Origin of the sequence: Piscinibacter sp., assembly GCF_047600445.1 — a bacterium.
In the GTDB taxonomy this organism is placed as follows: Bacteria; Pseudomonadota; Gammaproteobacteria; order Burkholderiales; family Burkholderiaceae_C; genus Piscinibacter.
In genome coordinates this window covers 1206109-1232580 of sequence record NZ_JASGKT010000002.1, presented here as the reverse complement: position 1 = coordinate 1232580, position 26472 = coordinate 1206109, and the positions used below count along the sequence as shown (strand labels likewise).

Below are 26472 nucleotides of genomic sequence, written 5' to 3'. Positions count from 1 at the left end.
TTCTGCCCGCGAAATCATGTGGTTCATCATCGAGCGATGGTGTTCTCGCGCCGGATCTTGGCCTGCAGTTGCAGGATGCCGTACAGCAGCGCCTCGGCGGTCGGCGGACAGCCGGGCACGTAGACGTCCACCGGCACGATGCGGTCGCAGCCGCGCACCACCGAGTAGCTGTAGTGGTAGTAGCCGCCGCCGTTGGCGCACGAGCCCATGCTCAGCACCCAGCGCGGCTCGGCCATCTGGTCGTAGACCTTGCGCAAGGCCGGCGCCATCTTGTTGCACAGCGTGCCGGCGACGATCATCAGGTCGCTCTGACGCGGGCTGGGGCGGAACAGCATGCCGAAGCGGTCGATGTCGTAGCGCGCCGCGCCGGCGTGCATCATCTCCACCGCGCAGCAGGCCAGCCCGAAGGTCATCGGCCACAGCGAGCCGGTCTTCGACCAGTTGATGACCGCGTCCAGGCTCGTCGTGACGAAGCCTTCCTTGAGTACGCCTTCGATGCCCATGTCGGTGCTCTCAGCTCATTCCCAATCGAGGGCGCCTTTTTTCCACTCGTAGGCGAAGCCGACGACGAGGATGCCCAGGAAAATCATCATGGCCCAGAAGCCTGACGCGCCGATTTCATTCAGCGACACGGCCCACGGGAAGAGGAACGCGATCTCGAGGTCGAACAGGATGAACAGGATCGCGACGAGGTAGTAGCGCACGTCGAACTTCATGCGCGCGTCCTCGAAGGCCTCGAAGCCGCATTCGTAGGGGGAGTTCTTGGCCGTGTCGGGCCGGCGCGGCCCGAGCACGAAGCCCAGGACCTGGGGCGCCACACCGACCGCCACGCCCACCAGGATGAAGAGGATGACGGGGAGGTAGGCTTCCAGATTCATGAGAGGCAGGTGTCTGGTGCCGACGGCGAGACTCGAACTCGCACAGCTTTCGCCACTACCCCCTCAAGATAGCGTGTCTACCAATTTCACCACGTCGGCCGTGTTCTCACGGAAGTGCCGGCTTGCATGAGGAATGGCTCGCCGGACAACCTTGGATTCTAACCAGTTTCCCCGGGCATTCCCGCGTTGACGCAGCCATTTGCTGCGCTGCGACAGCGCGGTTTGCGCCGGATCATTTCGAGGCCGCGGGCGCGGCGCTCTCGGCGCCCGGCACCAGCGCGGCGCCGCTGGGCGCGGGCGTGCTGGCGGCGACGCTCGCCGCCGGTGCGGCGCTGCCTTCGAGCACGCTGCTGCCGCCGGCCGGTCGCGCGGCCGCGCGGTCGTTGGCGTAGAAGGCCAGCGACAGCGTGGCGACGAAGAAGACCGTCGCGCACACCGCCGTGGAGCGCGACAGGAAGTTCGCGCTGCCGGTGGCGCCGAACAGGCTGCCCGAGGCGCCGCTGCCGAACGAGGCGCCCATGTCGGCGCCCTTGCCGTGCTGCACCAGCACGAGGCCGATCATCACCAGCGCCGAGATGATCTGCACGGCGATCAGCAGGTTGTGGAGGAAATTCATCGCGTATGGACTCCGGAGGATTCGTTCTCGCCCGCGTGCCGGTTCAGGCCGCGGCGCGGCAGATGGCGACGAAGTCGGCCGCCTTCAGCGAGGCGCCGCCGATCAGGCCGCCGTCGATGTCGGCCTGCGCGAACAGCGTGGCCGCGTTGTCGGCCTTGACGCTGCCGCCGTAGAGGATCTTCATCTCGCCGGCCTTGGGGCTGGCGGCTTCGAGCTGGCGGCGCAGCAGCGCGTGCACCGCCTGCGCCTGTTCGGGCGTGGCGGTCTTGCCGGTGCCGATGGCCCACACCGGCTCGTAGGCGACGACCACCTGCGAGATGCAGTGGCCCAGCGTGTGGATCACCGCCGAGAGCTGGCGCTTGACCACCGCGTCGGTCTGGCCGGTCTCGCGCTCGGCCAGCGTCTCGCCGACGCACACGATCGGCGTCAGGCCCCTGGCCAGCGCGATCTTGGCCTTGTCGGCGACGATCTGGTCGCTCTCGCCGTGCAGCGCGCGGCGCTCGGAGTGGCCGACGATCACGTAGCGGCAGCCGTACTCGGCCAGCATCGCGGCGCTGACCTCGCCGGTGTAGGCGCCCGACTCGTGCGCCGAGCAGTCCTGCGCGCCCGAGGCGATCGCCGAGCCCTGCAGCGACAGCGCCACGTCGGCCAGGTACGGGAACGGCGCGCACACCGCCAGCTCGGCGGCGAACGGACTTTCGGCGCGAATCGCGGCGAGCAGTTCGATGTTGCCCACGCGCGTGCCGTTCATCTTCCAGTTGCCCACCACCAGCTTGCGACGAGTCATCGTGGTTCTTCCTTGTGTGTTCTCACCAGCTCAGCACCAGCTTGCCGACGTGCCGGTTCGATTCCATCAGCGTGTGCGCCTGCGCCGCGTCGGCGGCCTCGAAGGTCTGGAAGACCACCGGCTTCACGCGGCCGGCCTCGATCCAGGGCCAGACGTTGTCGCGCAGCGCGCGCGCGATGGCGGCCTTGAAGGCCACCGGGCGCGCCCGCAGCGTCGAGCCGGTGATCGTCAGGCGCCGGCGCAGCACCAGTCCGGCGTCGAAGCCGGCGGCGACGCCGCCCTGCACCGCGATGATCACCAGGCGCCCGTCCTCGGCGAGGCAGGCCACCTCGCGCGCCACGTAGTCGCCCGCCACCATGTCGAGGATCACGTCGGCGCCCCTGCCTTCGGTCAGGCGCTTCGTCTCGGCGGCGAAGTCGTGCGTGCGGTAGTTGATCGCGTGGTCGGCGCCGAGCGCGCGGCAGGCGGCGCACTTCTCGTCGCTGCCGGCGGTGGCGATCACCGTCGCGCCGGCCGCCTTGGCGAGCTGGATCGCGGTGACGCCGATGCCGCTGGTGCCGCCTTGCACCAGCAGCGTCTCGCCGGCCTGCAGCCGCGCGCGGTCGAACACGTTCGACCAGACGGTGAAGAAGGTCTCGGGCAGGCTCGCCGCCTCGACGTCGCTCAGGCCGCCGGGCGCCGGCAGGCACTGCCCGGCCGGCGCGACGCACAGCGAGGCGTAGCCGCCGCCGGCCACCAGCGCGCAGACGCGGTCGCCCGGCTTGAGGCCGGCCGCCGCCATCGCCGAGGTGTCGCCGCCGACGATGGTGCCGGCCACTTCCAGCCCGGGCAGGTCGGAGGCGCCCGCCGGCGGCGGGTAGGCGCCCTTGCGCTGCAGCACGTCGGGGCGGTTGACGCCCGACGCGCTGACGCGGATCAGCAACTCGCCCGCGCCGGCCACCGGGTCGGGCCGCTCGACGAGCTGCAGCACCTCGGGCGCGCCCGGGCGGACGATCTCGATCGCCTTCATGCGGCCATCAGTCCCCGTGGCGCTCCTCGGGCGCGGCCACCGGCGCGGCCGGCTGCGGCTCGCGATCGAGCAGCGCCTTCATCGACAGCTTGACGCGGCCCTTCTCGTCGGTCTCGAGCACCTTGACCTTGACGATCTGGCCTTCCTTGAGGAAGTCGGTGACCTTCTCGACGCGCTGGTGCGCGATCTGGCTGATGTGCAGCAGGCCGTCCTTGCCCGGCAGCAGGTTCACCAGCGCGCCGAAGTCGAGGATCTTGGTGATCGGGCCTTCGTAGACCTTGCCCACTTCCACCTCGGCGGTGATCTCCTCGATACGCTTCTTCGCGTGCGCGGCCTTGTCGGCGTCGGTCGAGGCGATCGTGATGGTGCCGTCCTCGCCGATGTCGATCGTCGTGCCGGTCTCCTCGGTCAGCGCGCGGATCGTCGCGCCGCCCTTGCCGATCACGTCGCGGATCTTCTCCGGGTTGATCTTCATCGTGTACAGGCGCGGCGCGAACTGCGAGACCTCGGTCTTCGCGCCGCCCATCGCCTCGGTCATCCTGCCGAGGATGTGCAGGCGCGCCTCCTTGGCCTGCGCCAGCGCCACCTGCATGATCTCCTTGGTGATGCCCTGGATCTTGATGTCCATCTGCAGCGCGGTCACGCCGGCGGTGGTGCCGGCCACCTTGAAGTCCATGTCGCCGAGGTGATCCTCGTCGCCGAGGATGTCGGTCAGCACCGCGAAGCGGTTGCCTTCCTTGATCAGGCCCATCGCGATGCCGGCCACGTGCGCCTTCATCGGCACGCCGGCGTCCATCAGCGCGAGGCAGCCGCCGCACACCGAGGCCATCGACGAGGAGCCGTTCGACTCGGTGATCTCCGAGACCACGCGCATCGAGTAAGGGAACTCGCCCCGGTCGGGCAGCACCGCGACCAGCGCGCGCTTGGCCAGCCGCCCGTGGCCGATCTCGCGGCGCTTCGGGCTGCCGACGCGGCCGGTCTCGCCGGTGGCGAACGGCGGCATGTTGTAGTGCAGCATGAAGTGCTCGCTGAACTCGCCGGCCAGCGCGTCGATCTTCTGCGAGTCGCGGTCGGTGCCGAGCGTGGCGGCCACCAGCGCCTGCGTCTCGCCACGGGTGAACAGCGCCGAGCCGTGCACGCGCGGCAGCACGCTGGAGCGGATCTCGATCGGGCGCACGGTGCGGGTGTCGCGGCCGTCGATGCGCGGCTCGCCGGCCAGGATCTGGCCGCGCACGATGCGCGCCTCGATGTCGAACAGCAGGCCCTCGACCTTGACGGCGTCGAACTCGACGCCCTCTTCCTTCAGCGCGCCGAGCACGAAGGCATAGGCGTCGCGGCAGGCCTGGGTGCGCGACTGCTTGGAGCGGATCTGGTAGGCGGCGCGCAGCTTGTCCTCGCCGAGCGCCGCGACCTTGGCGATGAAGGCCTCGTCCTTGGCCGGCGCCTTCCAGTCCCAGGCCGGCTTGCCGGCGTCGCGCACCAGCTCGTGGATCGCGTTGATCGCGATGTTGCCCTGCTCGTGGCCGAACACCACGCCGCCCAGCATCACCTCTTCGGAGAGCTGCTGCGCCTCGCTCTCGACCATCAGCACGGCCGCTTCGGTGCCGGCGACGACGAGGTCCATCTTCGAGTCGAGCAACTGCGTCTTGCCCGGGTTCAGCACGTACTGGCCGTCGATGTAGCCGACGCGCGCCGCGCCGATCGGGCCGTTGAACGGGATGCCGGAGATCGCCAGCGCGGCGCTCGCGCCGATCATCGCCGGGATGTCGGCCGAGACTTCCGGGTTCAGCGACAGCACGTGGATGATGACCTGCACCTCGTTGAAGAAGCCGTCCGGGAACAGCGGGCGCAGCGGGCGGTCGATCAGGCGCGAGGTCAGCGTCTCCAGCTCGCTCGGGCGGCCTTCACGCTTGAAGAAGCTGCCGGGGATCTTGCCGGCGGCGTAGGTCTTCTCGATGTAGTCGACCGTCAGCGGAAAGAAGTCCTGGCCGGGCTTGGCCTCCGACTTGGCCACCACGGTGGCGAGCACCACGGTGTCCTCGACGTTGACGAGCACGGCGCCGCTGGACTGGCGGGCGATCTCGCCGGTTTCCAGCGTGACGCTGTGCTGGCCCCATTGAAAGGTCTTGGTGACTTTGTTGAACAGGCTCATCGGGTTCTCCCATCCTGGTTGAGAGTGTCGGCCTCCCCTGGCGCGATGCCATTCCAGCGGCGCTCTTCGTGCGCAACGCTGCTGGAATGACACATCGTCATCGGTGGCTGCCGGACTCCAAAACGAAGAGCCTGTGCTGGCGGATTCCAGACAGGCCCCTCGGGTTCATCGCTGGCTTACTTGCGCAGGCCCAGCTTGGCGATCAGCGCGGTGTAGCGGTCCGCGTCGCGGCCCTTCAGGTAGGCCAGCAGGCTCTTGCGCTGGTTGACCAGCCGCAGCAGGCCGCGGCGGCCGTGGTGGTCTTTCTGGTGCGTCTTGAAGTGCGGCGTCAGTTCGTTGATGCGCGCGGTCAGCAGCGCGATCTGCACTTCGGGGGAGCCGGTGTCGTTGGCACCGCGGGCGTTGGCCTTGACGATCTCGGCCTTGTTGATGGCGGACATGCGAGTTTCCTCTGTGGGGAAACCGTGCGCGCGCCCCAGGCTGGGGCGCTCCGCCGCGGTTTCCGGTTTCACTTGCGGACACCGGTGAAACCGACCGGCGCCGTGCCTGCTCGCGCCCGGGATCCGAACGCGAAACCCGGGGATTATAGCCCGAGCGCGCGGGCCAGCCGCCCCACCCCGGCCGCCAGGCGCGCCGGGTCGCGCGAGGCGAAGCACCAGCGCAGCCAGCCCTCGGCCTCCGGCCCGAAGGCCGCGCCCGGCGCCAGCCCGAGGCCGGCCTCGGCCACCAGCCGCTTGGCGAAGGCGAGCGAGTCGTCCTGCCCCTGCACGCGGAAGAAGGCGTACATGCCGCCGTCGGGCACGGCCACCGAGACGCCCGGCAGCGCCGCCAGCGCCGGCAGCAGCGTGTCGCGGCAGGCTTTCATGCGCGCCACCAGCGCCGGCACGAACTCGTCGGCATGCGCCAGGCCGGCCAGCCCGCCGCGCTGCACGAACACCGGCGCGCAGGAGGTGTTGAACTCGATCAGCTTGCCCAGCGCCTCGATCAGCGCCGGCGGCGCGACCATCCAGCCGAGGCGCCAGCCGGTCATCAGGAAGCTCTTCGAGAAGCTGTGCACCACCACCAGCCGGTCCTCGGCCGTCGCGATGTCGAGGAAGCTCGGCGCGCAGCGCGCGCCCTCGCGGTAGTACAGCCGCTCGTAGACCTCGTCGGCGACGATCCAGGTGCCGGTGCGGCGGCAGTGGTCGAGCAGCGCCTGCTGCTCGGCGCGCTCCAGCGTCCAGCCGGTCGGGTTGTTGGGCGCGTTGACCAGCAGCACGCGCGTGGCCGGCGTCACCGCGGCGAGCAGCGCGTCGAGGTCGAGCTTCCAGGCGCCCTCTTCCACCTTCAGCGGCACGCGCGTCACCCGCGCGCCGAGGATCTGCGGCTGCGCGGTCAGGTTGGGCCACACCGGCACCACCGCCACCACCTCGTCGCCGGCGCCGGCCAGCGCCTGCATCGCCAGCATCAGCGCGTTGACGCCCGAGGACGTGACGGCGATGCGTTCGGCGCCCAGCGGCGCGTGCAGGCCCGAGGTGTAGCGCGCGATCGCCTCGCGCAGCTCGGGCAGGCCGAGGTTGTGCGAGTAGAAGGTCTCGCCGCCTTCGAGCGAGGCGGCGGCGGCCTCGCGCACGAAGGCCGGCGTCACTTCGTCGCTCTCGCCGAACCAGAAGGCGAGCACGTCGCCGCGGCCGAGGCCGGCGTTGGCCACCTCGCGGATCTTGGAGCCGGGCAGGCCGGCGATGACGGATCTCATGGACGCTCCATGGCGCAGCGGTGCGCCTGTTCGGTGGCCCGGGCGTCGAAGCTGCGCAGCGTGCGGAAGCCGTAGCCCGAGCCCTCGTTGTCGACGCGCACGCCGGGCGCGCCCAGCCTGTCCATCACGCTGACCACCAGCGGCTGCATCAACTGGTGGTCGGCCGCGCGCATCGTGCCGGCGTGCAGGCCGCCGAGCGTGGCGCCGTCGTGGTGCAGGCCTTCGAGCGCGCGCGCCACCGCGGTGGCCTCGGTGCTGCCGGCGCGTTCGATGGCCGCCGCCAGCATCTCCACCATCAACTGCATGCGCGCGTGCTGGTAGTCCTCCTCGGGCTTGGGGAAGCGCGCGCGGAAGGCGGCGTAAAAGTCGCGCGAGGCCGGCGTGTCGACGTTCGGGTGCCATTCGGCCACGGCCAGCACGCGGCCGACGCCGGCCTCGCCGATCGCCGCGGGCGCGCCCAGCCCGTTGCCGTAGAAGCTGTAGACGCGCGCCTCGACGCCGACCTCGCGCAGCGCCTTGACCAGCAGCGTCAGGTCGTTGCCCCAGTTGCCGGTCAGCACCGCCTGCGCGCCGCTGGCCTTGACCTTCATCGCATAGGGCAGGAAGTCCTTCACGCGGCCGACCGGGTGCAGTTCGTCGCCGACGATCTCGACGTCCGGCCGCGCCGCCGCGAGGCGCTCGCGCGCCTCGCGCAGCACGTGCTGGCCGAAGCTGTAGTCCTGGCCGATCAGGTAGACCTTCTTCACGTCCGCGTCGGCGCGCAGCGCCTCGACCAGCGCGGCCAGGCGCATGTCGGCGTGCGCGTCGAAGCGGAAGTGCCAGAAGCTGCACTTCTCGTTGGTCAGCGGCGGGTCGACGGCCGAATAGTTCAGCAGCAGCGCGCGCGCCTGCGGCGAACGCGCGTTGTGCTTGTTCAGCGCCTCGACGATCGCCGCCGCCACCGCCGAGCTGTTGCCCTGCGTGACGAAGGCGACGCGCCGGTCGAGCGCGGCGCGCAGCATCGCCAGCGATTCCTCGCTGCTGCCCTTGCCGTCGTAGCGCTGCAGTTCGAGCGGGCGCGCGCCGCCCGGCAGCTTGACGCCGCCGCGCCGGTTGACGCGCTCGACGGCGAACAGCAGGTTGCGGAAGACCGCCTCGCCGGCGTTGGCGAACGGGCCCGACAGGCCCTCGATCATGGCGATGGGAATCGTTTCGGCGGCCTGCGCGGGCAGCGCCAGCAGCGCGGCGCACAGCCACGCGGCGCATGTCTTGAGTCGGCTCATTGGGGGGCGGATTCTAGGCTGCGCTGCGCACCACCTCGGCCAGCGGCCAGCGCGGCCGCACGCCGAAGGCGTAGTCGCGCGTCGCCGCCTGCGCGCCGCTTTGCAGCCGCAGCGCCGCGGCCAGCGCGATCATCGCGCCGTTGTCGGTGCACAGCGCCAGTTCGGGGTAGTGCACGCGCACGCGGCGCCGGGCGCAGGCCGCGTCGAGCTGCTGGCGCAGCGCGGCGTTCGCGCCCACGCCGCCGGCCACCACCAGGCGCTCGAGCCCGGTGGCCTGCAGCGCGGCGAGCGACTTGCGCACCAGCACGTCGACGATCGCCTGCTGCGTGGCGGCGGCCAGGTGCGCCAGGTCCTGCTGGCAGACGTTCGGCCCGAGCCTGGCCAGGCGCGTGCGCACCGCCGTCTTCAGCCCGGCGAAGGAAAAATCGAGGTTACCGCTGTGCAGCAGCGGGCGCGGCAGGTCGAACACCGACGCGTCGCCGAAATCCGCCAGCCGCGCCAGCGCCGGCCCGCCGGGGTAGCCCAGGCCCATCAGCTTGGCCGACTTGTCGAAAGCCTCGCCGGCGGCGTCGTCGATGGTTTCGCCCAGCAGTTCGTAGCGCGCCACGCCGTCGACGCGCATCAGTTGCGTGTGCCCGCCCGAGACCAGCAGCGCGACGAACGGGAAGCTCGGCGGGTCGGCCGACAGGAAAGGCGACAGCAGGTGCCCTTCGAGGTGGTGCACCGGCAGCGTCGGCCTGTCGAGCGCGGCCGCCAGCGCGCAGGCCACGCCGGCGCCCACCAGCAGCGCGCCGGCCAGCCCCGGACCCTGCGTGTAGGCGACGACGTCGACGTCGGCCAGCGTGCCGCCGGCCTGTGCCATTACCTGCCGCAGCAGCGGCACGACGCGGCGGATGTGGTCGCGCGAGGCCAGTTCGGGCACCACGCCGCCGTAGGCCTGGTGCATGTCGATCTGGGTGTGCAGCGCATGGGCGAGCAGCGCCGGGGTGCCCTCGCCGCGCGCCGAAACCAGCGCCACGCCGGTTTCGTCGCACGACGATTCGATGCCGAGGACATTCATGCGCCGAGTCTACGGCGCGGGGGAGAGCCCCTTCGTCAGGCCAGCGCGGCGGCGCGCATGCGGCGCTTGGCGGCGCACACCGCGGTCTGCCAGGGCAACTGGTAGACGGCGCTGTTCAGGAACATCATGCGCACCGTGTCGTCGACGGCCACACCTTCCTCGTCGACCAGGCAGGCGTTCGAGACGATGGACATCGGGTCGGCGATCGCCACCACGTCGGGCATCACCTCGCGCCAGTCCCAGGCGATGCCCAGCATCGCATCGCGCACCTCGAAACCCCACAGCAACTGGCCGTAGCGCAGATCCTTGTCGGTGTCGTCGATGTGCACCGACATGCCGAGGTGGCGCAGGCGGTGAACGGCGCGCTGCCAGTCGTCCAGAGGCGTCGAAACCGTGGGCCACGTCACGATTTTCCATGCAGGTATCGTCATAATGGTCTTGGTATCTGTTGGAACATCTTCAGTGTCGGCCGTCAGGCCCAGATGCTCAAGCTGTCAACCTTGGTAGTTCTCGCGTCCCGTTCATGAGACTTCAGCGGTTTCTCGATGTCAGCCAGTCGTGCGACGTGGAAACCTTCACGCGCAGGCTGGTCGGATTCGCGCATGAGCTGGATTTCGGACTCGCCACGGCGGCAGTGGTTGTCGACCCTCCTGGACAAGAGCCGACCGTTGTGAGCCTGGGCAATACGCCCGAGGCCTACAAAGATGCTTCGGTCAACGCCGGCGACGCAAAACGTGATCCAGTGCTCAGACGCGTGAAGCGGCTCAGCGTGCCCTTCGTCTATGACCAGAGCCTCTACGTCGAAGAAGGCGCCGCCGATCTCTGGGAGCGCCAAGCGCCTTTTGGGTATCGCACCGGCATCGCCGTAGCGCTGCACCTGCCGGCGCACCGGCATTTCCTGCTCGGCGTGGACCGCGAAGAAGCGCTGCCGCGCGAGGATGAGAAGCTCGCACGGCTCTTGGCGGATCTTCAGTTCCTCGCCGTGCATGCGCAGGACGCTGCACAGCGCCTGCTGGTGCCGCCCGCGGCGAACGAGGAAGCGCCGATCTTCACGTCACGCGAACTCGACATCCTGCGGCTGACGCGCGACGGCAAGTCCGCGTGGTCGGCCGGGCAGATCCTCTCGATCAGCGAGCACACGGTGAACTTCCACCTGCGCAACATCCAGCGCAAGTTCAACACCACGTCCAAGCACCAGGCGGTGCTCGCGGCGATGCGGCTTGGGCTGATCTGACCTGACAGCACAGGACGGCCTGGCTGTCCATCCCCTACAAAGGTTTGTAGCTAGTCGGTGCGTGATCGAATGCACACAATGGTTCCCGAACCGCGCCGAACGGCGCATTTAACCGGGAGACCACCATGTATTGCCTTCCTCGCGTCGGCTGGTAAGGACAGGCGGCCGCTGCGCACCCGGCGCAAGCCCGCTCGCAGCGGCCCGGTCCCCCCACCCACCTACCCCTCCAGATTCCGCAGCGGGCGCCCAGACGGGCGCCCGTCTGCTTTGACAGGCTCTGTTTACAGGCTCTGGCATCTGGTTACCGGGCTGGCGCCGGATCGGCCCTAGGCTCGCGGTCCCATGAAAGAGTACCGACTCGCCACCTGGCCGACCCTCGGCCCGCAGCACCGCCGCACCGCCTACCACCGCGTTCTCAGCGACATGTCGCAGCGGCACGTCAGCCTGGCCGAACTGTGCGCCCACAGCGGGCTGGGGCGCCGCGAACTGCGCCAGTTCCTCACCACGCTGGCCGAATGCGGCTCGCTGGTCACCCGCGATGCACCGCGCACCGGCTGGCCGCTGTCGCTGCGCCCCCTGCGCAACCTCCTGCGCCGCACCCGGGTGCTCAGCCCGCGCCGGGCCTGAACCCAGCCGGATCGTTGCTTTCGAGCAACGATTGGTGCACCAAATTGATCAGATGTCAGGCATGCCGCTTGCATGAGGCTCTGAGACGGTTGGCAGAGCAACCGTCACTGTCTCCTCAGCAGGGCTCGTCCCTTTGCACACGCCCCCGCGCCGCAAGGCCCGGGGGCGTCTTTTCTCAGTGCGTTTCCTTGGCGTGGTTGATCGAGTACTTCGGGATCTCGATCGTCACGTCCTCGTTGGAGAGGATCGCCTGGCACGACAGGCGCGAGCTCGGCTCCAGGCCCCAGGCGCGGTCGAGCAGGTCTTCTTCGCTCTCGTCCATCTCGCCGAGCGACTTGAATCCCTGACGCACCACCACGTGGCACGTGGTGCACGCGCAGCTCAGTTCGCAGGCGTGCTCGATCTCGATGTGGTTGTCGAGCATGGCCTCGCACAGCGAGGTGCCGGCCGGCGCGCTGATCTCGGCGCCCTCGGGGCAGTACTCGGGGTGCGGCAGGATGCGGATGGTTGGCATGTTCAGACGTCCTCGACGCGCTTGCCCGCCAGCGCCTGGCGGATGCCGCGGTTCATGCGCTCGGCGGCGAAGGCTTCGGTGGCCTGCGCCAGCGCCTCGACGGCCGCGTCGATCGCGTGGTGGTCGCTGCCCTCGCGGGCGCGCTGCACGGCGTCGAGCTGGCTGTCGATGGCGGCGCGCTGCGCGGCGTCGAGCAGGTCGCCGTCGGCGGCCAGCGCGGCGCGCGTGGCCAGCAGCAGGCGTTCGGCCTCGACGCGCGATTCGCGCAGGCTGCGCTCGCGCATGTCCTGCTCGGCACTGCCGAAACTCTCGCTGAGCATGCGCGCGATGTCCTCGTCGGCCAGGCCGTAGCTCGGCTTGACGCTGACGGCCGCCTGCACGCCCGAGCTTTCCTCGCGCGCCGAGACGGACAGCAGCCCGTCGGCATCGACCTGGAAGCTGACGCGGATGCGCGCCGCGCCGGCCACCATCGGCGGGATGCCGCGCAGCTCGAAGCGCGCCAGCGAGCGGCAGTCGGCCACCAGCTCGCGCTCGCCTTGCACGACGTGGATCGCCATCGCGGTCTGGCCGTCCTTGAAGGTGGTGAAGTCCTGCGCGCGCGCGGTCGGGATGGTGCTGTTGCGCGGGATGATGCGCTCGACCAGCCCGCCCATGGTCTCCAGCCCGAGCGAGAGCGGAATCACGTCGAGCAGCAGCAGTTCGTCGGCGCCGGCATTGCCGGCCAGCGCGTTGGCCTGGATCGCCGCGCCGAGCGCCACCACCTCGTCGGGGTTCAGGTTGGTCAGCGGCGCGCGGCCGAACAGCTCGCCCACGGCCTGCTGCACACGCGGCATGCGCGTCGAGCCGCCGACCATCACGACGCCGCGCACCTCGTCCTTGCCGACCTTGGCGTCGCGCAGCACCTTGCGCACCGCGGCGAGCGTGCGCGCCACCAGCGGCTCGGTGAGCGCGACGAACTCGTCGCGCGAAACGCGCAACTCCAGCTCGCCGCCGGCGAGCGGGCAGGCCAGCGTGGCGTGCTCGGCGAGCGACAGCTTCTCCTTCGCCGCGCGCGCCGCGGCGAGCACGGCGCGCTTGTCCTCGGCCGTGACGGCGTCCAGCCCGGCGCGTTGCAAGGCCAGCGCGGCCAGCGCGGCGTCGAAGTCGTCGCCGCCGAGCGCCGCGTCGCCGCCGGTGGCGATCACCTCGAACACGCCGGCGGACAGGCGCAGCAGCGAGATGTCGAAGGTGCCGCCGCCGAGGTCGTACACCGCGTACAGGCCTTCCGAGCCGTGCTCCAGGCCGTAGGCGATCGCCGCGGCGGTGGGCTCGCTGATCAGGCGCAGCACGTTCAGGCCGGCGAGCTGCGCGGCGTCTTTCGTCGCCTGGCGCTGCGCTTCGTCGAAGTAGGCGGGCACGGTGATCACGGCGCCGAACAGCTCGTCGTCGAAGCTGTCCTCGGCGCGCTGGCGCAGCGCGGCCAGGATCTCGGCCGACACCTCGACGGGCGACTTGTCGCCGTCGACGGTGCGGACCTTCAGCATGCCCGGCGCGGCGACGAAGTCGTAGGGCAGCGTGTCGCGCCCGGCCACGTCGGCCAGGCCGCGGCCCATGAAGCGCTTGACCGAGACGATGGTGTTCTTCGCGTCGAGCGCCGCCTCGGCCAGCGCCTGCGCGCCGATGCGCCGCCGGCCGCCGGGCAGGTAGTGCACCGCCGAGGGCAGGATGACCTTGCCCTGCTCGTCGGGCAGGCACTCGGCGACGCCGTGGCGCACGGCCGCCACCAGGGAGTGCGTGGTGCCGAGGTCTATGCCCACCGCGATGCGCCGCTGGTGCGGGTCGGGCGAGCCGCCGGGTTCGGAGATCTGCAGCAGGGCCATGCGGCTATTGTCCCAGCGCCTCGAGACGGCGATCGACGTCGGCGCCAAAACGCTCGACGAACATGAGGGCTCTGAGCTGCTGCGCCGCCGCGGCCATGTCGCCCTGCTCGTCGATCAGCACGCGCAGGCGCTCCAGCGCCTCGTCGCGCTGCGCGGCGACCTCGGCGGCCAGCGCCTCGACCTGCTCGACGCCGCGCGCCTCGTCCAGCGCCTCGCGCCACGCCATCTGCCGCATCAGGAAGGCCGGCGGCATCGCGGTGTTGCTCTCGGCCTCGACACGCTGCCCGGCCAGCTCGCACAGGCTGGCGGCGCGCGCGAGCGGATCCTTCAGGCGCCGGTGGGCCTCGTTGACGCGCACCGCCCACTGCATCGCGACGCGCTGCGCCGCCGCGCCCTCGGCCGCGAAGCGGTCGGGGTGCACCTCGGCCTGCAGCGCGCGCCAGCGCGCATCGAGCGCGGCGCGCTCCTGGGCGAAACGGCGCGGGATGCCGAACAGCGCAAAGTCGTCGTCGTCGAGCTTCATGGGCAATGAAAAAGCGCGGCTCGCGGCCGCGCTTCACGGTGCGGGCCGGATCCGCGTCAAACGCGGAACGACTCGCCGCAGCCGCAGCGGTCCTTCTCGCGCGGGTTGTGGAACTTGAAGCCTTCGTTGAGGCCCTCGCGCACGAAGTCGAGCTCGGTGCCGTCGAGGTAGGGCAGGCTCTTCGGGTCGATCAGCACCTTGACGCCGTGGCCCTCGAAGACGATGTCCTCCGGCGCCGCCTCGTCGGCGTACTCGAGCTTGTAGGCCAGGCCCGAGCAGCCGGTGGTCTTGACGCCCAGGCGCACGCCGATGCCCTTGCCGCGCTTGGCGAGGTAGCGGGTGACGTGCCTGGCAGCCCGTTCGGTCAGCGTGACGGCCATGTCGCTCGCGCGCCGCTCACTGCGCCTGGCCGGAAGCCTGGCCCGCCTTGGCCTTGTAGTCGCTGACGGCCGCCTTGATCGCATCCTCGGCGAGGATCGAGCAGTGGATCTTCACCGGCGGCAGCGCCAGCTCCTCGGCGATCTGCGTGTTGCGGATCGTCAGCGCCTCGTCGAGCGACTTGCCCTTGACCCACTCGGTGACCAGCGAGCTCGACGCGATCGCCGAGCCGCAGCCGTAGGTCTTGAACTTCGCGTCCTCGATCAGGCCGGTGGCCGGGTTGACCTTGATCTGCAGCTTCATCACGTCGCCGCAGGCCGGGGCGCCGACCATGCCGGTGCCCACCGTCTCGTCGCCCTTCTCGAACGAACCGACGTTGCGCGGGTTCTCGTAGTGGTCGACGACCTTGTCGCTGTATGCCATGTCAGTGCTCCAACATCCCTGTCCGTTCTTGTCGTCAGTGCGCGGCCCACTGGATCGTCTTGAGGTCGACGCCGTCCTGGTACATCTCCCACAGCGGCGACAGTTCGCGCAGTTTGGCCACGCGGTCTTTCAGCGTGCTGACCACGTAGTCGATCTCTTCCTCGGTGGTGAAGCGGCCGATCGTCATGCGCAGGCTCGAGTGCGCCAGTTCGTCCGAGCGGCCCAGCGCGCGCAGCACGTAGCTCGGCTCCAGGCTGGCCGAGGTGCAGGCCGAGCCCGAGGACACCGCGATGCCCTTGATGCCCATGATCAGCGACTCGCCCTCGACGAAGTTGAAGCTCATGTTCACGTTGTGCGGCACGCGCTTCTCCGCATGGCCGTTGAGGAAGGTCTGCTCGATGTCCGAGAGGCCGCGCAGCAGCCGCTGCTGCAACGCGCGGATGCGTTCGCTCTCGGTGCCCATCTCCTCGCGGGCGATGCGGAAGGCCTCGCCCATGCCGACGATCTGGTGCGTCGGCAGTGTGCCCGAGCGCATGCCGCGCTCGTGGCCGCCGCCGTGCATCTGCGCCTCGATGCGCACGCGCGGCTTGCGCCGCACGTACAGCGCGCCGATGCCCTTGGGGCCGTAGGTCTTGTGCGAGGCCAGGCTCATCAGGTCGACCGGCAGCGTGGCGAGGTCGATCGCCACCTTGCCGGTGGCCTGCGCCGCGTCGACGTGGAAGACGATGCCGCGCTCGCGGCAGATCGCGCCGATCGCCGCGATGTCCTGGATCACGCCGATCTCGTTGTTGACGAACATCACCGAGGCCAGGATGGTGTCGGGCCGCAGCGCGGCCTTGAACGCCTCCAGGTCGACCAGGCCGTCTTCCTGCACGTCGAGGTAAGTGGCCTCGAAGCCCTGGCGCTCCAGCTCGCGCACGGTGTCGAGCACGGCCTTGTGCTCGGTCTTCACGGTGACGATGTGCTTGCCGCGGCCCTTGTAGAACTGCGCCGCGCCCTTCAGCGCGAGGTTGTTCGACTCGGTGGCGCCGCTGGTCCAGACGATCTCGCGCGGGTCGGCGCCGACCAGGTCGGCCACGTGCTTGCGCGCCTTCTCGACCGCCTCTTCCGCCTCCCAGCCCCAGGCATGGCTGCGCGACGCCGGGTTGCCGAAGTGCTCGCGCAGCCAGGGGATCATCGCGTCGACCACGCGCTGGTCCACCGGATTGGTGGCGCCGTAGTCCATGTAGATCGGGAAGTGCGGGGTGGTGCTCATGGAAGCGGAATCGGGAAAATCACTTCGTGAAGGCGTTTCCGAGGGCGAAGACCGAGTTCGGCGCGGTCACCTTGATCGGCTTGACCACCGGCTGGCTGGAAATCGCGCGCTTGACCGGGTGCTCCTCGATCGACACGCCCTTGGCGATCTGCTCGTCGACCAGCTTCTTCAGCGTCACCGAGTCGAGGAACTCGATCATCTTGGCGTTCAGGCCGGCCCACAGGTCGTGCGTCATGCACTTGCCGCTCTCTTCGCCCATGCAGTCGCCCTTGCCGCCGCAGCCGGTGGCGTCCAGCGGCTCGTCGACCGCGACGATGATGTCGGCCACGGTGATCTCCTCGGCCTTGCGGCCGAGCGAGTAGCCGCCGCCCGGGCCGCGCGTGCTTTCCACCAGTTCGTGGCGGCGCAGCTTGCCGAACAACTGCTCGAGGTAGGACAGCGAGATCTGCTGGCGCCCGCTGATGGCGGCCAGCGCCACCGGCCCGGTGTGCTCCCGCAGCGCCAGGTCGATCATGGCGGTGACGGCAAAACGGCCCTTGGTGGTCAGTCTCATCTGTGTTCTCCTGAAGCCGGCAACGGCGCGAAGGGTTCTGGAAATCTGTCCAGACAGTCGGCTCTCCGACGCTGCCCGGTTATTTCCGAGCGCTTTGGTCGAGTATACCTGAAACCGACTGTTTCGGTCGGGATCCCGTCCGAAAGTTCCCCTCAGCGCGGTGCGGTTTCGCCGCGGCGGATCGTCTCCAGCAGGCCGTCGCAGGCGTCTTCGATCAGGTCGAGCACCCGCTCGAAGCCCAGCGGCCCGCCGGCGTAGGGATCGGGCACCTCCTCGCCGTCGTGGACGCGGCAGTGCGCCGTCAGGCGGCCGAGCCTGTGGCGCTGCGCCGGCGGGCAGCGTTCTTCCAGCAGCGCGAGGTTGTCGGCGTCCATCGCCAGGATCAGGTCGAAGCGCTCGAAATCCGCCGCCGCCACCTGGCGCGCGCGCAGCGCGGCGAGGTCGTAGCCGCGCCGCGCGGCATGCCGCACCGAACGGTGGTCGGGCGGCGCGCCGGCATGCCGAGCCGTGCGTGCCGGCCGAATCGACGCGCACCGCCTCGTGCAGCCCGGCTTCGCGCAGCTTGTGGCGCATCACGCCCTCGGCCGTGGGCGAGCGGCAGATGTTGCCCATGCAGACGAACAGCACGCTGGAGATCATGGAAACGGATTTTCGCCGGTCGCCCGGCCGTCTCGTGGCAAGCTCGCGACATGACTCACCTTTTTGCGAGGCTCGCGCTGGCGCTGGCCGCCGTCGCGCCCGCCGCGGCGCTGGCCCAGGCCGGCAATTGCGACGAGATCCGCGCGCGCATCGAAGCCAAGATGCGCGCCGCCGGCGTGGCCGAGCCGCGCCTGCTGGTGGCCGAGAAAGACGCCAAGGCGGCCGGCAAGGTGGTCGGAAGCTGCGACCTCGGCCGGCGCCAGATCGTGCAACTCCCGCACGGCGCGTCGGCGCCGCGCGGCGGCGACGCCATCCTCACCGAGTGCAAGGACGGCACGGTGAAGCTCGGCGGCGACTGCAGGCCCTGAGGCAACGCCGGCGATGCGCCGCTTCGACGTCTGCAACGGCGACGCCGACGGGCTGTGCGCGCTGCGCCAGTGGCGCGCCGAGTTCCCGGCCGACGACGCGCAACTGGTCACCGGGCTGAAGCGCGAGATCGCGCTGCTGCAGCGCGTGCCCGACGACGCCGCCGAGGTGCTGGTGTGCGACATCTCGCTGGCGCGCAACCGCGACGCGCTGCTGCGCCTGCTCGGCCACGGCGCGCGGGTGCGCTGGTTCGACCACCACGCCGCCGGCGAGGTGCCGCAGCACGCCGGGCTGGCGGCGCACCTCGACTTCTCCCCCGGCATGTGCAGCAGCCTGCTGGTCGACCGCGAACTCGGCGGCCGGCAGCGCGCCTGGGCGCTGGTGGGCGCCTACGGCGACGAGATGGGCGAGGCGGCCGACCACCTCGGCGCCGCCGCCGGCTTCGATGCCGAACGGCGCGCCGCGCTGCGCCGGCTGGGCCGCGCGATCAACTACAACGCCTACGGCGAGGAACCGTCGGACCCGCTGGTGCACCCGGCCGAGCTGTACACGCTGATGGCGCGCCACGCCGACCCCTTCGCGCTGCTCGACGCGGAGCCGGTGATCGACGCCATCGACCGCCAGCGCGGCGGCGACCTCGCGCTGGCCCACGCCGTCGCGCCGGCCTGGAGCGGCGAGCAGGCGCGTGTCGTCGTGCTGCCCGACGCGGCGTGGAGCCGGCGCATCGGCGGCGCCTTCGCCAATACGCTGGGCGAAGCCGCGCCGCGCCAGGCGCAAGCCGTGCTGCGCGCGCGGCCGGGCGGCGGCTACCTGGTCAGCGTGCGCGCGCCGCGCCGCTCGCCGCACGGCGCGCAGGCGCTGTGCGCGGCCTTCGGCGGCAGCGGCCGCGCGGCGGCGGCCGGCATCGACCGGCTGCCCGAGGCCGAGCTGGGGCGCTTCGTCGACGCCTTCACGTCGGCGCGCTGGGCCCCTTGAGCGGCGCGGCCAGCGGCACGACGTTGACGTCGTGCCCCGCCGCGCCGAAGGCCTGCTCGCGCAGCAGCGCGAGCTGGTCGCGCACCCGCGCCGCCTTCTCGAACTCGAGGTTCCTGGCGTGGTCGAGCATCTGCTTTTCCAGCAGCTTGATGCGCTTGGCCAGGTCCTTCTCGCTCAGCGCCTCGACGGCCGCCGCCTCGGTGGCGGCCTTCAGGTCGTCCTTGGCGTTCTTCTCGCTGTAGACGCCGTCGATCAGGTCCTTGACCTTCTTGCTCACGCTGCGCGGCACGATGCCGTTCGCGGCGTTGAAGGCGATCTGCCTGTCGCGGCGGCGCTCGGTCTCGTCGAGCGCTCGGCGCATCGAGTCGGTGATGGTGTCGGCGTACAGGATCGCGCGGCCGTTCAGGTTGCGCGCCGCGCGGCCGATGGTCTGGATCAGGCTGCGCTCGGCGCGCAGGAAGCCTTCCTTGTCGGCGTCGAGGATGGCCACCAGCGACACCTCGGGGATGTCCAGCCCCTCGCGCAGCAGGTTGATGCCCACCAGCACGTCGAAGCTGCCGAGCCGCAGGTCGCGCAGGATCTCGACGCGCTCGATGTTGTCGACGTCGCTGTGCAGGTAGCGCACCTTGACGCCGTTGTCGCTCAGGTAGTCGGTCAACTGCTCGGCCATGCGCTTGGTCAGCGTGGTGATCAGCACGCGCTCGTTGAGCTTGACGCGCTCGCGGATCTCCTGCAGCACGTCGTCGACCTGGTGCGCGGCGGGGCGCACTTCCACCTCCGGGTCGACCAGCCCGGTGGGCCGCACGAGTTGCTCGACCACCTGCCCGGCGTGCTGCTGCTCGTAGGCCGCCGGCGTGGCCGAGACGAACACCGCCTGGCGCATCTTCTTCTCGAACTCCTCGAACTTCAGCGGCCGGTTGTCCAGCGCGCTGGGCAGGCGGAAGCCGTACTCCACCAGCACCGTCTTGCGCGCGCGGTCGCCGTTGAACATGCCGCCGAACTGGCCGATCAGCACGTGGCTCTCGTCGAGGAACATCAGCGCGTCGGCCGGCAGGTAGTCCACCAGCGTCGGCGGCGGCTCGCCGGGCGCCGCGCCGGACAGGTGCCGCGTGTAGTTCTCGATGCCCTTGCAGTGGCCCACCTCCTGCAGCATCTCGAGGTCGAAGCGCGTGCGCTGCTCGAGGCGCTGCGCCTCCACCAGCTTGCCGGACTTGACCAGCTCGTCCAGGCGCAGCCGCAGCTCGTCCTTGATGGTGTCGATGGCGGCCAGCACGCGGTCGCGCGGCGTCACGTAGTGGCTCGACGGATAGACCGTGAAGCGCGGGATCTTCTGGCGGATGCGGCCGGTCAGCGGGTCGAACAGTTGCAGCGTCTCGATCTCGTCGTCGAACAGCTCGATGCGGATCGCCAGCTCCGAGTGCTCGGCGGGGAAGACGTCGATGGTGTCGCCGCGCACGCGGAAGGTGCCGCGCGAGAAGTCGCTCTCGTTGCGCTGGTACTGCATGCGGATCAGGTGCGCGATCACGTCGCGCTGGCCGAGCTTGTCGCCCACGCGCAGCGTCATCACCATGCGGTGGTAGTCGCTCGGGTTGCCGATGCCGTAGATCGCGCTGACGCTGGCGACGATGACCACGTCGCGCCGCTCCAGCAGGCTCTTGGTGGCCGACAGCCGCATCTGCTCGATGTGCTCGTTGATCGAGCTGTCCTTCTCGATGAACAGGTCGCGCTGCGGCACGTAGGCCTCGGGCTGGTAGTAGTCGTAGTAGCTGACGAAGTACTCGACCGCGTTCTTCGGGAAGAACTCGCGGAACTCGCTGTAGAGCTGCGCCGCCAGCGTCTTGTTGGGCGCGAACACGATCGCCGGGCGGCCCAGCCGCGCGATCACGTTGGCCATCGTGAAGGTCTTGCCCGAGCCGGTGACGCCCAGCAGCGTCTGGTACGACAGGCCGTCGCGCACGCCTTCGACCAGTTGCTCGATCGCCTGCGGCTGGTCGCCCGCCGGCGGGTAGGGCTGGAACAACTGGAACGGCGAGTCGGGGAAACTGACGAACTCGCCGGGCGGCGCCTCGGCCGGCGCTGCCGCGGGAAGCACTTCGGACACTCTGGCCATGGCGGATAATCCCCGGGTTAACCCGCCTCGCGCGACCGCAAGGCAATCGAGCAGGTTAACGGAATTCACCCCCTCGCTCCACCGACTCAAGGACTGACCCCCATGGCTTCGCCCGCTTCGTCGCTGTTCGCCGCCGTCGAAATGGCCCCGCGCGACCCGATCCTCGGCCTGAACGAGCAGTTCGCGGCCGACCCGAACCCGGCGAAGGTCAACCTGGGCGTCGGCGTCTACTACGACGACGCCGGCAAGCTGCCGCTGCTGCAATGCGTGCAGGAAGCCGAGAAGCTGCTGATGGAAGCGCCCAAGCCGCGCGGCTACCTGCCGATCGACGGCATCCCGGCCTACGACAAGGCGGTGCAGGCCCTGGTGTTCGGCGCCGACAGCACGATGGTCAAGGCCGGACGCGTCGCCACCGTGCAGGCGCTGGGCGGCACCGGCGGGCTGAAGATAGGCGCCGACTTCCTCAAGCGCATCAACCCGGCCGCCAAGGTGCTGATCAGCGACCCGAGCTGGGAGAACCACCGCGCCCTGTTCGAGAGCGCGGGTTTCACGGTCGAGAGCTATCCGTACTACGACGCGGCCCGGCGCGGCGTGAACTTCGACGGCATGCTCGCCGCGCTGAAGGCGGCGCAGGCCGGCACCATCGTGGTGCTGCACGCCTGCTGCCACAACCCGACCGGCTACGACATCGACCCCGCGCAGTGGCAGCAGGTGGTGGCGGCCGTGAAGGCGAGCGGCCTGGTGGCCTTCCTCGACATGGCCTACCAGGGCTTCGGCGACGGCATCGCCGAGGACGGCGCGGTGATCGGCCAGTTCGTCGACAGCGGGCTGGACTTCTTCGTCTCGACCAGCTTCTCGAAGAGCTTCTCGCTGTACGGCGAGCGCGTCGGCGCGCTGTCGGTGGCCTGCGAGTCGAAGGACGCGGCCGAGCGCGTGCTGAGCCAGTTGAAGCGCGTGATTCGCACCAACTACTCCAACCCGCCGACGCACGGCGCGCAGGTGGTCGCGACCGTGCTGGGCACGCCGGCGCTGCGCGCGATGTGGGAGGGCGAGCTGGCCGGCATGCGCCAGCGCATCCGGCAGATGCGCGAGGCGCTGCAGGCCAGGCTCGGCGCCGCCGGGTTGAAGCAGGACTTCAGCTACATCACGCGCCAGAAGGGCATGTTCAGCTACTCCGGGCTGAACAAGGAGCAGATGCAGCGCCTGCGCAGCGAATTCGGCGTCTACGGCGTCGATTCGGGGCGCATCTGCGTGGCGGCGCTCAACAGCCGCAACATCGACGCCGTCGTCGCGGCGATCGCCAAGGTGTCCTGATCGGCTGCGCTGTCGCCTGGCCGACACGCGGGGGCGCGATTTGCGCCCCTTTTTCGTGCCCGCCCACACTCGGGGTTTCCTCGGCGCCTGACCGACAGCAAGATGCAAGCAATCTTCCTAGAATGCTGCATTGCACCAAGAGGGCCGATCCATGCTCTATCAGTTGTACGAGACCCAGCGCGCCCTGCTCAGCCCCTTCGCGGAGTTCGCCGCCGCGTCGTCCAAGCTCTACAGGCACCCGCTGTCGCCGTTTGCGCACACGCCGATGGCCGACCGCGTTTCCGCCGGGCTCGACCTGATGCACAGGCTGTCCAAGGAATACGAGAAGCCCGAGTTCAACATCACCTCGGTCGAGGTCGACGGCGTCGATGTCGCGGTACAGCAACAGATCGCGATGGACAAGCCCTTCTGCCGGCTGTTGCGCTTCAAGCGCTTCAGCGACAACCCGAGGGTGCTCGACGCGATGAAGAAGCACCCGACGGTGCTGGTGGTCGCGCCGCTGTCGGGCCACCACTCGACGCTGCTGCGCGACACGGTGCGCGCGCTGCTGCGCGAGCACAAGGTCTTCATCACCGACTGGACCGACGCGCGCATGGTGAGCGCCGAGGTCGGCCCCTTCCACCTCGACGACTACGTCGCCTACGTGCAGGACTTCATCCGCCACATCGGCCCGGAAGTCAACGTGATCTCGGTGTGCCAGCCCACGGTGCCGGTGCTGGCGGCGATCTCGCTGCTGGCGAGCAAGGGCGAGTTCACGCCGCGCACGATGACGATGATGGGCGGGCCGATCGACGCCCGCAAGAGCCCGACCGCGGTGAACAACCTGGCGATGAACAAGAGCCATAGCTGGTTCGAGAACAACGTCATCTACCGCGTGCCGGTCAACTACCCCGGCGCCGGCCGCCCGGTGTACCCCGGCTTCCTGCAGCATTCCGGCTTCGTCGCGATGAACCCGGATCGCCACCTCAGCTCGCACTACGACTACTTCCTCGACCTGGTGCGCGGCGACGGCGACAGCGCCGAAGGCCATCGCGAGTTCTACGACGAATACAACGCCGTGCTCGACATGCCGGCCGAGTACTACCTCGACACCATCAAGACGGTGTTCCAGGACTTCGCGCTGGTCAACGGCACCTGGAAGGTCAACGGCCAACTGGTGCGCCCGCAGGACATCCAGACCACCGCGCTGCTGACCGTCGAGGGCGAGCTCGACGACATCTCGGGCGCCGGCCAGACGCGCGCCGCGCACGACCTGTGCACCGGCATCCCGAAGTCGCGCCAGTTCCACTACGACGTGGCCGGCGCCGGCCACTACGGCATCTTCTCCGGCCGCCGCTGGCGCGAGAAGGTCTACCCCGAGGTGCGCAGCTTCATCGCCGCGCACCAGGGCGCGGCGGCCCGGCCTGCCCCGGCGAAGAAGGCCGCCGCCGCCAAGCGCCGGGCCGCATCCCGATAATCGGCGCGTGCCGACCACGCCCCCCGACGAACTCACCCGCCTGATCGACGCCGCGCTGCCGCAGACGCAGTGCACGCGCTGCGATTACCCGGACTGCGCGGCCTACGCGCGGGCGCTGGCGCGCGGCGAGGCCGGCATCGACCAGTGCCCGCCCGGCGGCGCCGAAGGCGTGGCGCGGCTGGCGGCCCTCACCGGGCAGCCGGTGCGGCCGCTGAACCCTGCGCACGGCAGCGAAGGCCCGCTGCGCCTGGCCGTCATCGACGAGGCCTGGTGCATCGGCTGCACGCTGTGCATCAAGGCCTGCCCGGTGGACTGCATCGTCGGCGCGCCCAAGCTGATGCACACGGTGGTGGCGGCGCAGTGCACCGGCTGCGAGCTGTGCATCCCGGCCTGCCCGGTGGACTGCATCGCGCTGGTCGACGCCGGCGGCGCGCGCACCGGCTGGGCGGCGTGGAGCCCGGCGCAGGCGGCTCAGGCGCGCGAGCGCCATGCCTTTCGCGCCGTGCGGCTCGAACAGGCGGCGCGCGACAACGACGCGCGGCTGGCCGCCAAGGCCGAGGCCAAGCTCGTCGACCTGCCCGCCCACAGCCGGCACACCGACCCGGCCGTGCTGGACCGCAAGCGCGCCGTCATCGAAGCCGCGCTGGCGCGCGCCCGCGCGAGACAGCGATGAAATCCACCGACATCGAACCCTTCTTCGCCACGCTGCAACGCGCCAACCCGCACCCCGTGAGCGAGCTGGAATACACCAGCGTGTTCGAACTGCTCGCCGCGGTGCTGCTGTCGGCGCAGGCCACCGACGCCGGCGTCAACAAGGCGACGCGGCGGCTGTTCCCGCGCGCCGGCACGCCGCGCCGCATGCTCGCGCTGGGCCTGCCGGCGCTGACCGAGGCGATCCGCAGCATCGGCCTGTACCGTAACAAGGCGAAAAACCTGATCGAGACCTGCCGGCTGCTGATCGAGCGCCACGGCGGCACGGTGCCGCGCTCGCGCGAGGCGCTGCAGGCGCTGCCCGGCGTCGGGCGCAAGACCGCCAACGTGGTGCTCAACGTCGCCTTCGGCGAGCCGACGATGGCGGTCGACACGCACGTCTTCCGCGTCGCCAACCGCACCGGGCTGGCGCCGGGGCGCAACGAGCTGGAAGTCGAGAACACGCTGCTCGAACGCGTACCCGGGCCCTACCGGGTCGACGCGCACCACTGGCTGATCCTGCACGGCCGTTACGTCTGCAAGGCGCGGGCGCCGCTGTGCGCGCAGTGCGCCGTGGCGGCCTGGTGCGACTCGGCGCCGCGCCCGCGCTGAGCCCCCCCTGTTCACGGGGCACCTGCAAGACCTTGCAGGACCGCCGCGGCGCCAAACGGCACAGAATCCGTGCATGACGGAAGGACAGCTCGTCCAGGAGATCTGCGGCCGCCTCGACCGCGGGGAGACCGACCGCGACCAGTTCTTCGACCAGCTCACCCGCGCCGTCGCCGACGTCATCGGCTGCACACGCTGCGGCGTGTGGGTGTTCGTCGACACCGCCGAGGGCCGCGCGCTGCGCTGCATGGCGATGTACGACCGGCGGCTCGACCGCATCGTCGGCGCGGCCGACATGTACACCGCCGACTTCCGGCCCTATTTCGAGGCACTGGTGCAGGACGGCTGCGTGATCGCCCCGCAGGCCCGCAGCCACCCGGCGACCGCCGGCTTCCTCGACCACTACCTGCTGCCGCTCGACCTGCACTCGGTGCTGGACGTGTCCTTCTCGATCAACGGCGTGCCCTTCGGCGTGTTCAGTTGCGAGCAGGCCGGCGCCGCCCAGCCGTGGACGCAGCGCCAGGCGCAGATGCTGCGCCAGATCGGCTCGCGCGCCAGCTTGGCGCTGCTGCACGCGGCCACCGCCGGCCCCGACACCCAGCCCGCCGCGCTGTGGGAACCCAGTTCGCCGAACCGCCTGCTGACCATGCCCGCCCCGCTGGAACTCGACGCGGAGCCGGCGGAACGCCGGCGCGCCCCGAAGTGACGCACTGCACGGCCGCGCGAGCCCGGGGCGGCGGCCCGGCCCCTACAATGCCGCTGCCTCCACCTCCACGTGCGCCATGTCCCAACTCCAGGATCTTGCGGAACGGGTCGAACGCCTGCTGCTGAGGCACCAGGAGTTGCAGCGCACCAACGCCTTGCTCGAACAGCAGCTCGCCGGCGTCACGCAGGAGCGCGACAGCCTGCGTTCGCGCCTGGCCGCCGCGCGCAGCCGCATCGACGCGCTGCTCGAACGCCTGCCGGCCGAGGCCGGCAACAACGACGGGGGCGCCGCGTGAACTCGATCGAAGTCACCATCATGGGCCAGGGCTACCGCCTGGTCTGCCCCGAGGGCGGCGAAGCGCCGCTGCAGGCCGCCGCCGCCGCGGTCGACCGCGAGATGAGCGCCATCCGCGACGCCGGCAAGGTCAAGGCGCGCGAGCGCATCGCCGTGCTGGCGGCGCTGAACCTCGCCTTCGCGCAGGCCGAGCGGCCGGCCGCCGCGGCGCAGAGCGCGGGCACGGGCGACGTCGACGTCGAGGCACTGATCAAGCGCATCGATCAGGCCCTGGGCGCCGATGGTCAATTGCTGTGATGACGCGGCGCGCGCCCCGTAGAATGACCCGGTCCGTCGCGTTCGCGTGAGTTCTATATTTCCTTGAACCGATGCTCTCGCGAGCAAGGGCTTGGAACATCGCCTGGCTGGTGTGATCGTCTCGCGTCAGATGAACCCGACGCCTTGCTGA

31 protein-coding genes, 1 tRNA gene and 1 pseudogene are annotated in these 26472 nt (G+C 70.2%); 11 read left to right on the top strand and 22 right to left on the bottom strand.

The features are described 5' to 3' along the window. Positions 1-26: 26 nt before the first annotated feature. The 12 genes from QM792_RS09955 to QM792_RS09900 form a co-directional block, all read right to left on the bottom strand. Complete coding sequence (locus QM792_RS09955; RefSeq protein WP_174328311.1) at positions 27-503, bottom strand: NuoB/complex I 20 kDa subunit family protein; 477 nt, start codon at positions 501-503, stop codon at positions 27-29. A gap of 15 nt (positions 504-518) precedes the next feature. Next, a complete protein-coding gene (locus QM792_RS09950) occupies positions 519-878 on the bottom strand; it encodes an NADH-quinone oxidoreductase subunit A (protein WP_415149609.1) in 360 nt (119 codons plus the stop codon). Positions 879-892: 14 nt separating this feature from the next. Beyond that, a tRNA-Leu gene (locus QM792_RS09945) sits at positions 893-977 on the bottom strand. 133 nt (positions 978-1110) lie between these two features. Then, complete coding sequence (secG, locus tag QM792_RS09940; RefSeq protein ID WP_415149607.1) at positions 1111-1494, bottom strand: preprotein translocase subunit SecG; 384 nt, start codon at positions 1492-1494, stop codon at positions 1111-1113. A 43-nt stretch (positions 1495-1537) separates the two neighbouring features. Then, entirely contained in the window at positions 1538-2281 is a 744-nt protein-coding gene (gene tpiA / locus QM792_RS09935) for a triose-phosphate isomerase (RefSeq protein WP_415149606.1), read from the bottom strand. Between the two features lie 22 nt (positions 2282-2303). Beyond that, positions 2304-3290, bottom strand: a complete 987-nt coding sequence (locus QM792_RS09930) for an NAD(P)H-quinone oxidoreductase (protein WP_415149604.1) — start codon at positions 3288-3290, stop codon at positions 2304-2306. 7 nt (positions 3291-3297) lie between these two features. Continuing rightward, the gene (gene pnp, locus QM792_RS09925; RefSeq protein ID WP_415149603.1) at positions 3298-5442 is read right to left on the bottom strand and encodes a polyribonucleotide nucleotidyltransferase; all 2145 of its coding nucleotides are present in this window, start codon (positions 5440-5442) and stop codon (positions 3298-3300) included. A gap of 176 nt (positions 5443-5618) precedes the next feature. Further along, positions 5619-5882: a 30S ribosomal protein S15 gene (rpsO, locus tag QM792_RS09920; protein ID WP_415149602.1), complete on the bottom strand. Its 264-nt coding sequence runs from the start codon at positions 5880-5882 to the stop codon at positions 5619-5621. A 143-nt stretch (positions 5883-6025) separates the two neighbouring features. Next, positions 6026-7177: a pyridoxal phosphate-dependent aminotransferase gene (locus tag QM792_RS09915; RefSeq protein WP_415149601.1), complete on the bottom strand. Its 1152-nt coding sequence runs from the start codon at positions 7175-7177 to the stop codon at positions 6026-6028. Beyond that, a complete protein-coding gene (locus QM792_RS09910; RefSeq protein ID WP_415149600.1) occupies positions 7174-8439 on the bottom strand; it encodes a branched-chain amino acid ABC transporter substrate-binding protein in 1266 nt (421 codons plus the stop codon). The genes QM792_RS09915 and QM792_RS09910 overlap by 4 nt, the downstream gene beginning before the upstream one ends. 13 nt (positions 8440-8452) lie before the next feature. Beyond that, positions 8453-9499 carry a tRNA (adenosine(37)-N6)-threonylcarbamoyltransferase complex transferase subunit TsaD gene (tsaD, locus tag QM792_RS09905; protein WP_415149598.1) on the bottom strand — a complete coding sequence of 349 codons (1047 nt, stop codon included), beginning with the start codon at positions 9497-9499 and terminating at the stop codon, positions 8453-8455. Between the two features lie 35 nt (positions 9500-9534). Further along, positions 9535-9906, bottom strand: a complete 372-nt coding sequence (locus QM792_RS09900) for a hypothetical protein (protein ID WP_415149596.1) — start codon at positions 9904-9906, stop codon at positions 9535-9537. A gap of 116 nt (positions 9907-10022) precedes the next feature. On the opposite strand from QM792_RS09900, the gene QM792_RS09895 reads away from it, so the two are divergent. Together QM792_RS09895 and QM792_RS09890 are read left to right on the top strand one after the other, a co-directional pair. Beyond that, positions 10023-10733 carry an autoinducer binding domain-containing protein gene (locus QM792_RS09895; protein ID WP_415149594.1) on the top strand — a complete coding sequence of 237 codons (711 nt, stop codon included), beginning with the start codon at positions 10023-10025 and terminating at the stop codon, positions 10731-10733. A gap of 342 nt (positions 10734-11075) precedes the next feature. Beyond that, a complete protein-coding gene (locus QM792_RS09890) occupies positions 11076-11360 on the top strand; it encodes a hypothetical protein (RefSeq protein WP_415149592.1) in 285 nt (94 codons plus the stop codon). A 175-nt stretch (positions 11361-11535) separates the two neighbouring features. Here QM792_RS09890 and fdx read toward each other — a convergent pair whose 3' ends face one another. The 9 genes and pseudogenes from fdx to QM792_RS09845 all read right to left on the bottom strand — a co-directional run. Continuing rightward, positions 11536-11874 carry an ISC system 2Fe-2S type ferredoxin gene (gene fdx / locus QM792_RS09885; protein ID WP_415149591.1) on the bottom strand — a complete coding sequence of 113 codons (339 nt, stop codon included), beginning with the start codon at positions 11872-11874 and terminating at the stop codon, positions 11536-11538. A 2-nt stretch (positions 11875-11876) separates the two neighbouring features. Then, complete coding sequence (gene hscA / locus QM792_RS09880) at positions 11877-13733, bottom strand: Fe-S protein assembly chaperone HscA (protein ID WP_415149589.1); 1857 nt, start codon at positions 13731-13733, stop codon at positions 11877-11879. 4 nt (positions 13734-13737) lie between these two features. Further along, entirely contained in the window at positions 13738-14256 is a 519-nt protein-coding gene (hscB, locus tag QM792_RS09875; RefSeq protein ID WP_415149588.1) for a Fe-S protein assembly co-chaperone HscB, read from the bottom strand. Positions 14257-14312: 56 nt separating this feature from the next. Continuing rightward, a complete protein-coding gene (iscA, locus tag QM792_RS09870) occupies positions 14313-14636 on the bottom strand; it encodes an iron-sulfur cluster assembly protein IscA (RefSeq protein ID WP_415149587.1) in 324 nt (107 codons plus the stop codon). Positions 14637-14652: 16 nt separating this feature from the next. Beyond that, complete coding sequence (gene iscU / locus QM792_RS09865; RefSeq protein ID WP_415149586.1) at positions 14653-15057, bottom strand: Fe-S cluster assembly scaffold IscU; 405 nt, start codon at positions 15055-15057, stop codon at positions 14653-14655. Positions 15058-15091: 34 nt separating this feature from the next. Further along, entirely contained in the window at positions 15092-16312 is a 1221-nt protein-coding gene (locus QM792_RS09860) for an IscS subfamily cysteine desulfurase (RefSeq protein ID WP_415149584.1), read from the bottom strand. A 19-nt stretch (positions 16313-16331) separates the two neighbouring features. Continuing rightward, positions 16332-16865 carry a Fe-S cluster assembly transcription factor gene (locus QM792_RS09855; protein WP_415151608.1) on the bottom strand — a complete coding sequence of 178 codons (534 nt, stop codon included), beginning with the start codon at positions 16863-16865 and terminating at the stop codon, positions 16332-16334. A 152-nt stretch (positions 16866-17017) separates the two neighbouring features. Continuing rightward, positions 17018-17335, bottom strand: coding sequence for a low molecular weight phosphotyrosine protein phosphatase (locus QM792_RS09850; protein WP_415151607.1), 318 nt, complete (start codon positions 17333-17335; stop codon positions 17018-17020). Positions 17336-17432: 97 nt separating this feature from the next. Then, positions 17433-17477, bottom strand: a pseudogene (locus QM792_RS09845) (hypothetical protein); the annotation flags it as partial. A 77-nt stretch (positions 17478-17554) separates the two neighbouring features. Between QM792_RS09845 and QM792_RS09840 the strand changes: the two are divergent. Together QM792_RS09840 and QM792_RS09835 are read left to right on the top strand one after the other, a co-directional pair. Beyond that, a complete protein-coding gene (locus QM792_RS09840) occupies positions 17555-17872 on the top strand; it encodes a DUF1161 domain-containing protein (protein WP_415149583.1) in 318 nt (105 codons plus the stop codon). A 13-nt stretch (positions 17873-17885) separates the two neighbouring features. Beyond that, the gene (locus QM792_RS09835) at positions 17886-18845 is read left to right on the top strand and encodes a hypothetical protein (RefSeq protein ID WP_415149582.1); all 960 of its coding nucleotides are present in this window, start codon (positions 17886-17888) and stop codon (positions 18843-18845) included. Here the strand turns inward: QM792_RS09835 and uvrB are convergent. Further along, positions 18820-20955, bottom strand: a complete 2136-nt coding sequence (gene uvrB / locus QM792_RS09830; protein ID WP_415149581.1) for an excinuclease ABC subunit UvrB — start codon at positions 20953-20955, stop codon at positions 18820-18822. The two genes, QM792_RS09835 and uvrB, sit on opposite strands and share 26 nt — an antisense overlap. A gap of 102 nt (positions 20956-21057) precedes the next feature. Between uvrB and QM792_RS09825 the strand changes: the two genes are divergently transcribed. From QM792_RS09825 to QM792_RS09795, 7 genes are all read left to right on the top strand, one after another. After that, positions 21058-22269 (top strand): amino acid aminotransferase, encoded by a 1212-nt coding sequence (locus QM792_RS09825; protein WP_415149579.1) that lies wholly within the window; start codon positions 21058-21060, stop codon positions 22267-22269. Between the two features lie 151 nt (positions 22270-22420). Then, positions 22421-23725 (top strand): polyhydroxyalkanoate depolymerase, encoded by a 1305-nt coding sequence (locus tag QM792_RS09820; RefSeq protein ID WP_415149577.1) that lies wholly within the window; start codon positions 22421-22423, stop codon positions 23723-23725. 7 nt (positions 23726-23732) lie between these two features. Next, positions 23733-24398, top strand: coding sequence for an electron transport complex subunit RsxB (gene rsxB / locus QM792_RS09815; RefSeq protein ID WP_415149576.1), 666 nt, complete (start codon positions 23733-23735; stop codon positions 24396-24398). After that, the gene (nth, locus tag QM792_RS09810; protein ID WP_415149574.1) at positions 24395-25027 is read left to right on the top strand and encodes an endonuclease III; all 633 of its coding nucleotides are present in this window, start codon (positions 24395-24397) and stop codon (positions 25025-25027) included. The genes rsxB and nth overlap by 4 nt, the downstream gene beginning before the upstream one ends. A 73-nt stretch (positions 25028-25100) precedes the next feature. Further along, entirely contained in the window at positions 25101-25730 is a 630-nt protein-coding gene (locus QM792_RS09805) for a GAF domain-containing protein (RefSeq protein WP_415149573.1), read from the top strand. Positions 25731-25806: 76 nt separating this feature from the next. Next, positions 25807-26025 carry a DUF904 domain-containing protein gene (locus tag QM792_RS09800; protein WP_415149572.1) on the top strand — a complete coding sequence of 73 codons (219 nt, stop codon included), beginning with the start codon at positions 25807-25809 and terminating at the stop codon, positions 26023-26025. Next, positions 26022-26321 (top strand): cell division protein ZapA, encoded by a 300-nt coding sequence (locus tag QM792_RS09795; RefSeq protein WP_415149571.1) that lies wholly within the window; start codon positions 26022-26024, stop codon positions 26319-26321. Before QM792_RS09800 ends, QM792_RS09795 begins: the two co-directional genes overlap by 4 nt. The last annotated feature ends 151 nt before the right edge of the window (positions 26322-26472 follow it).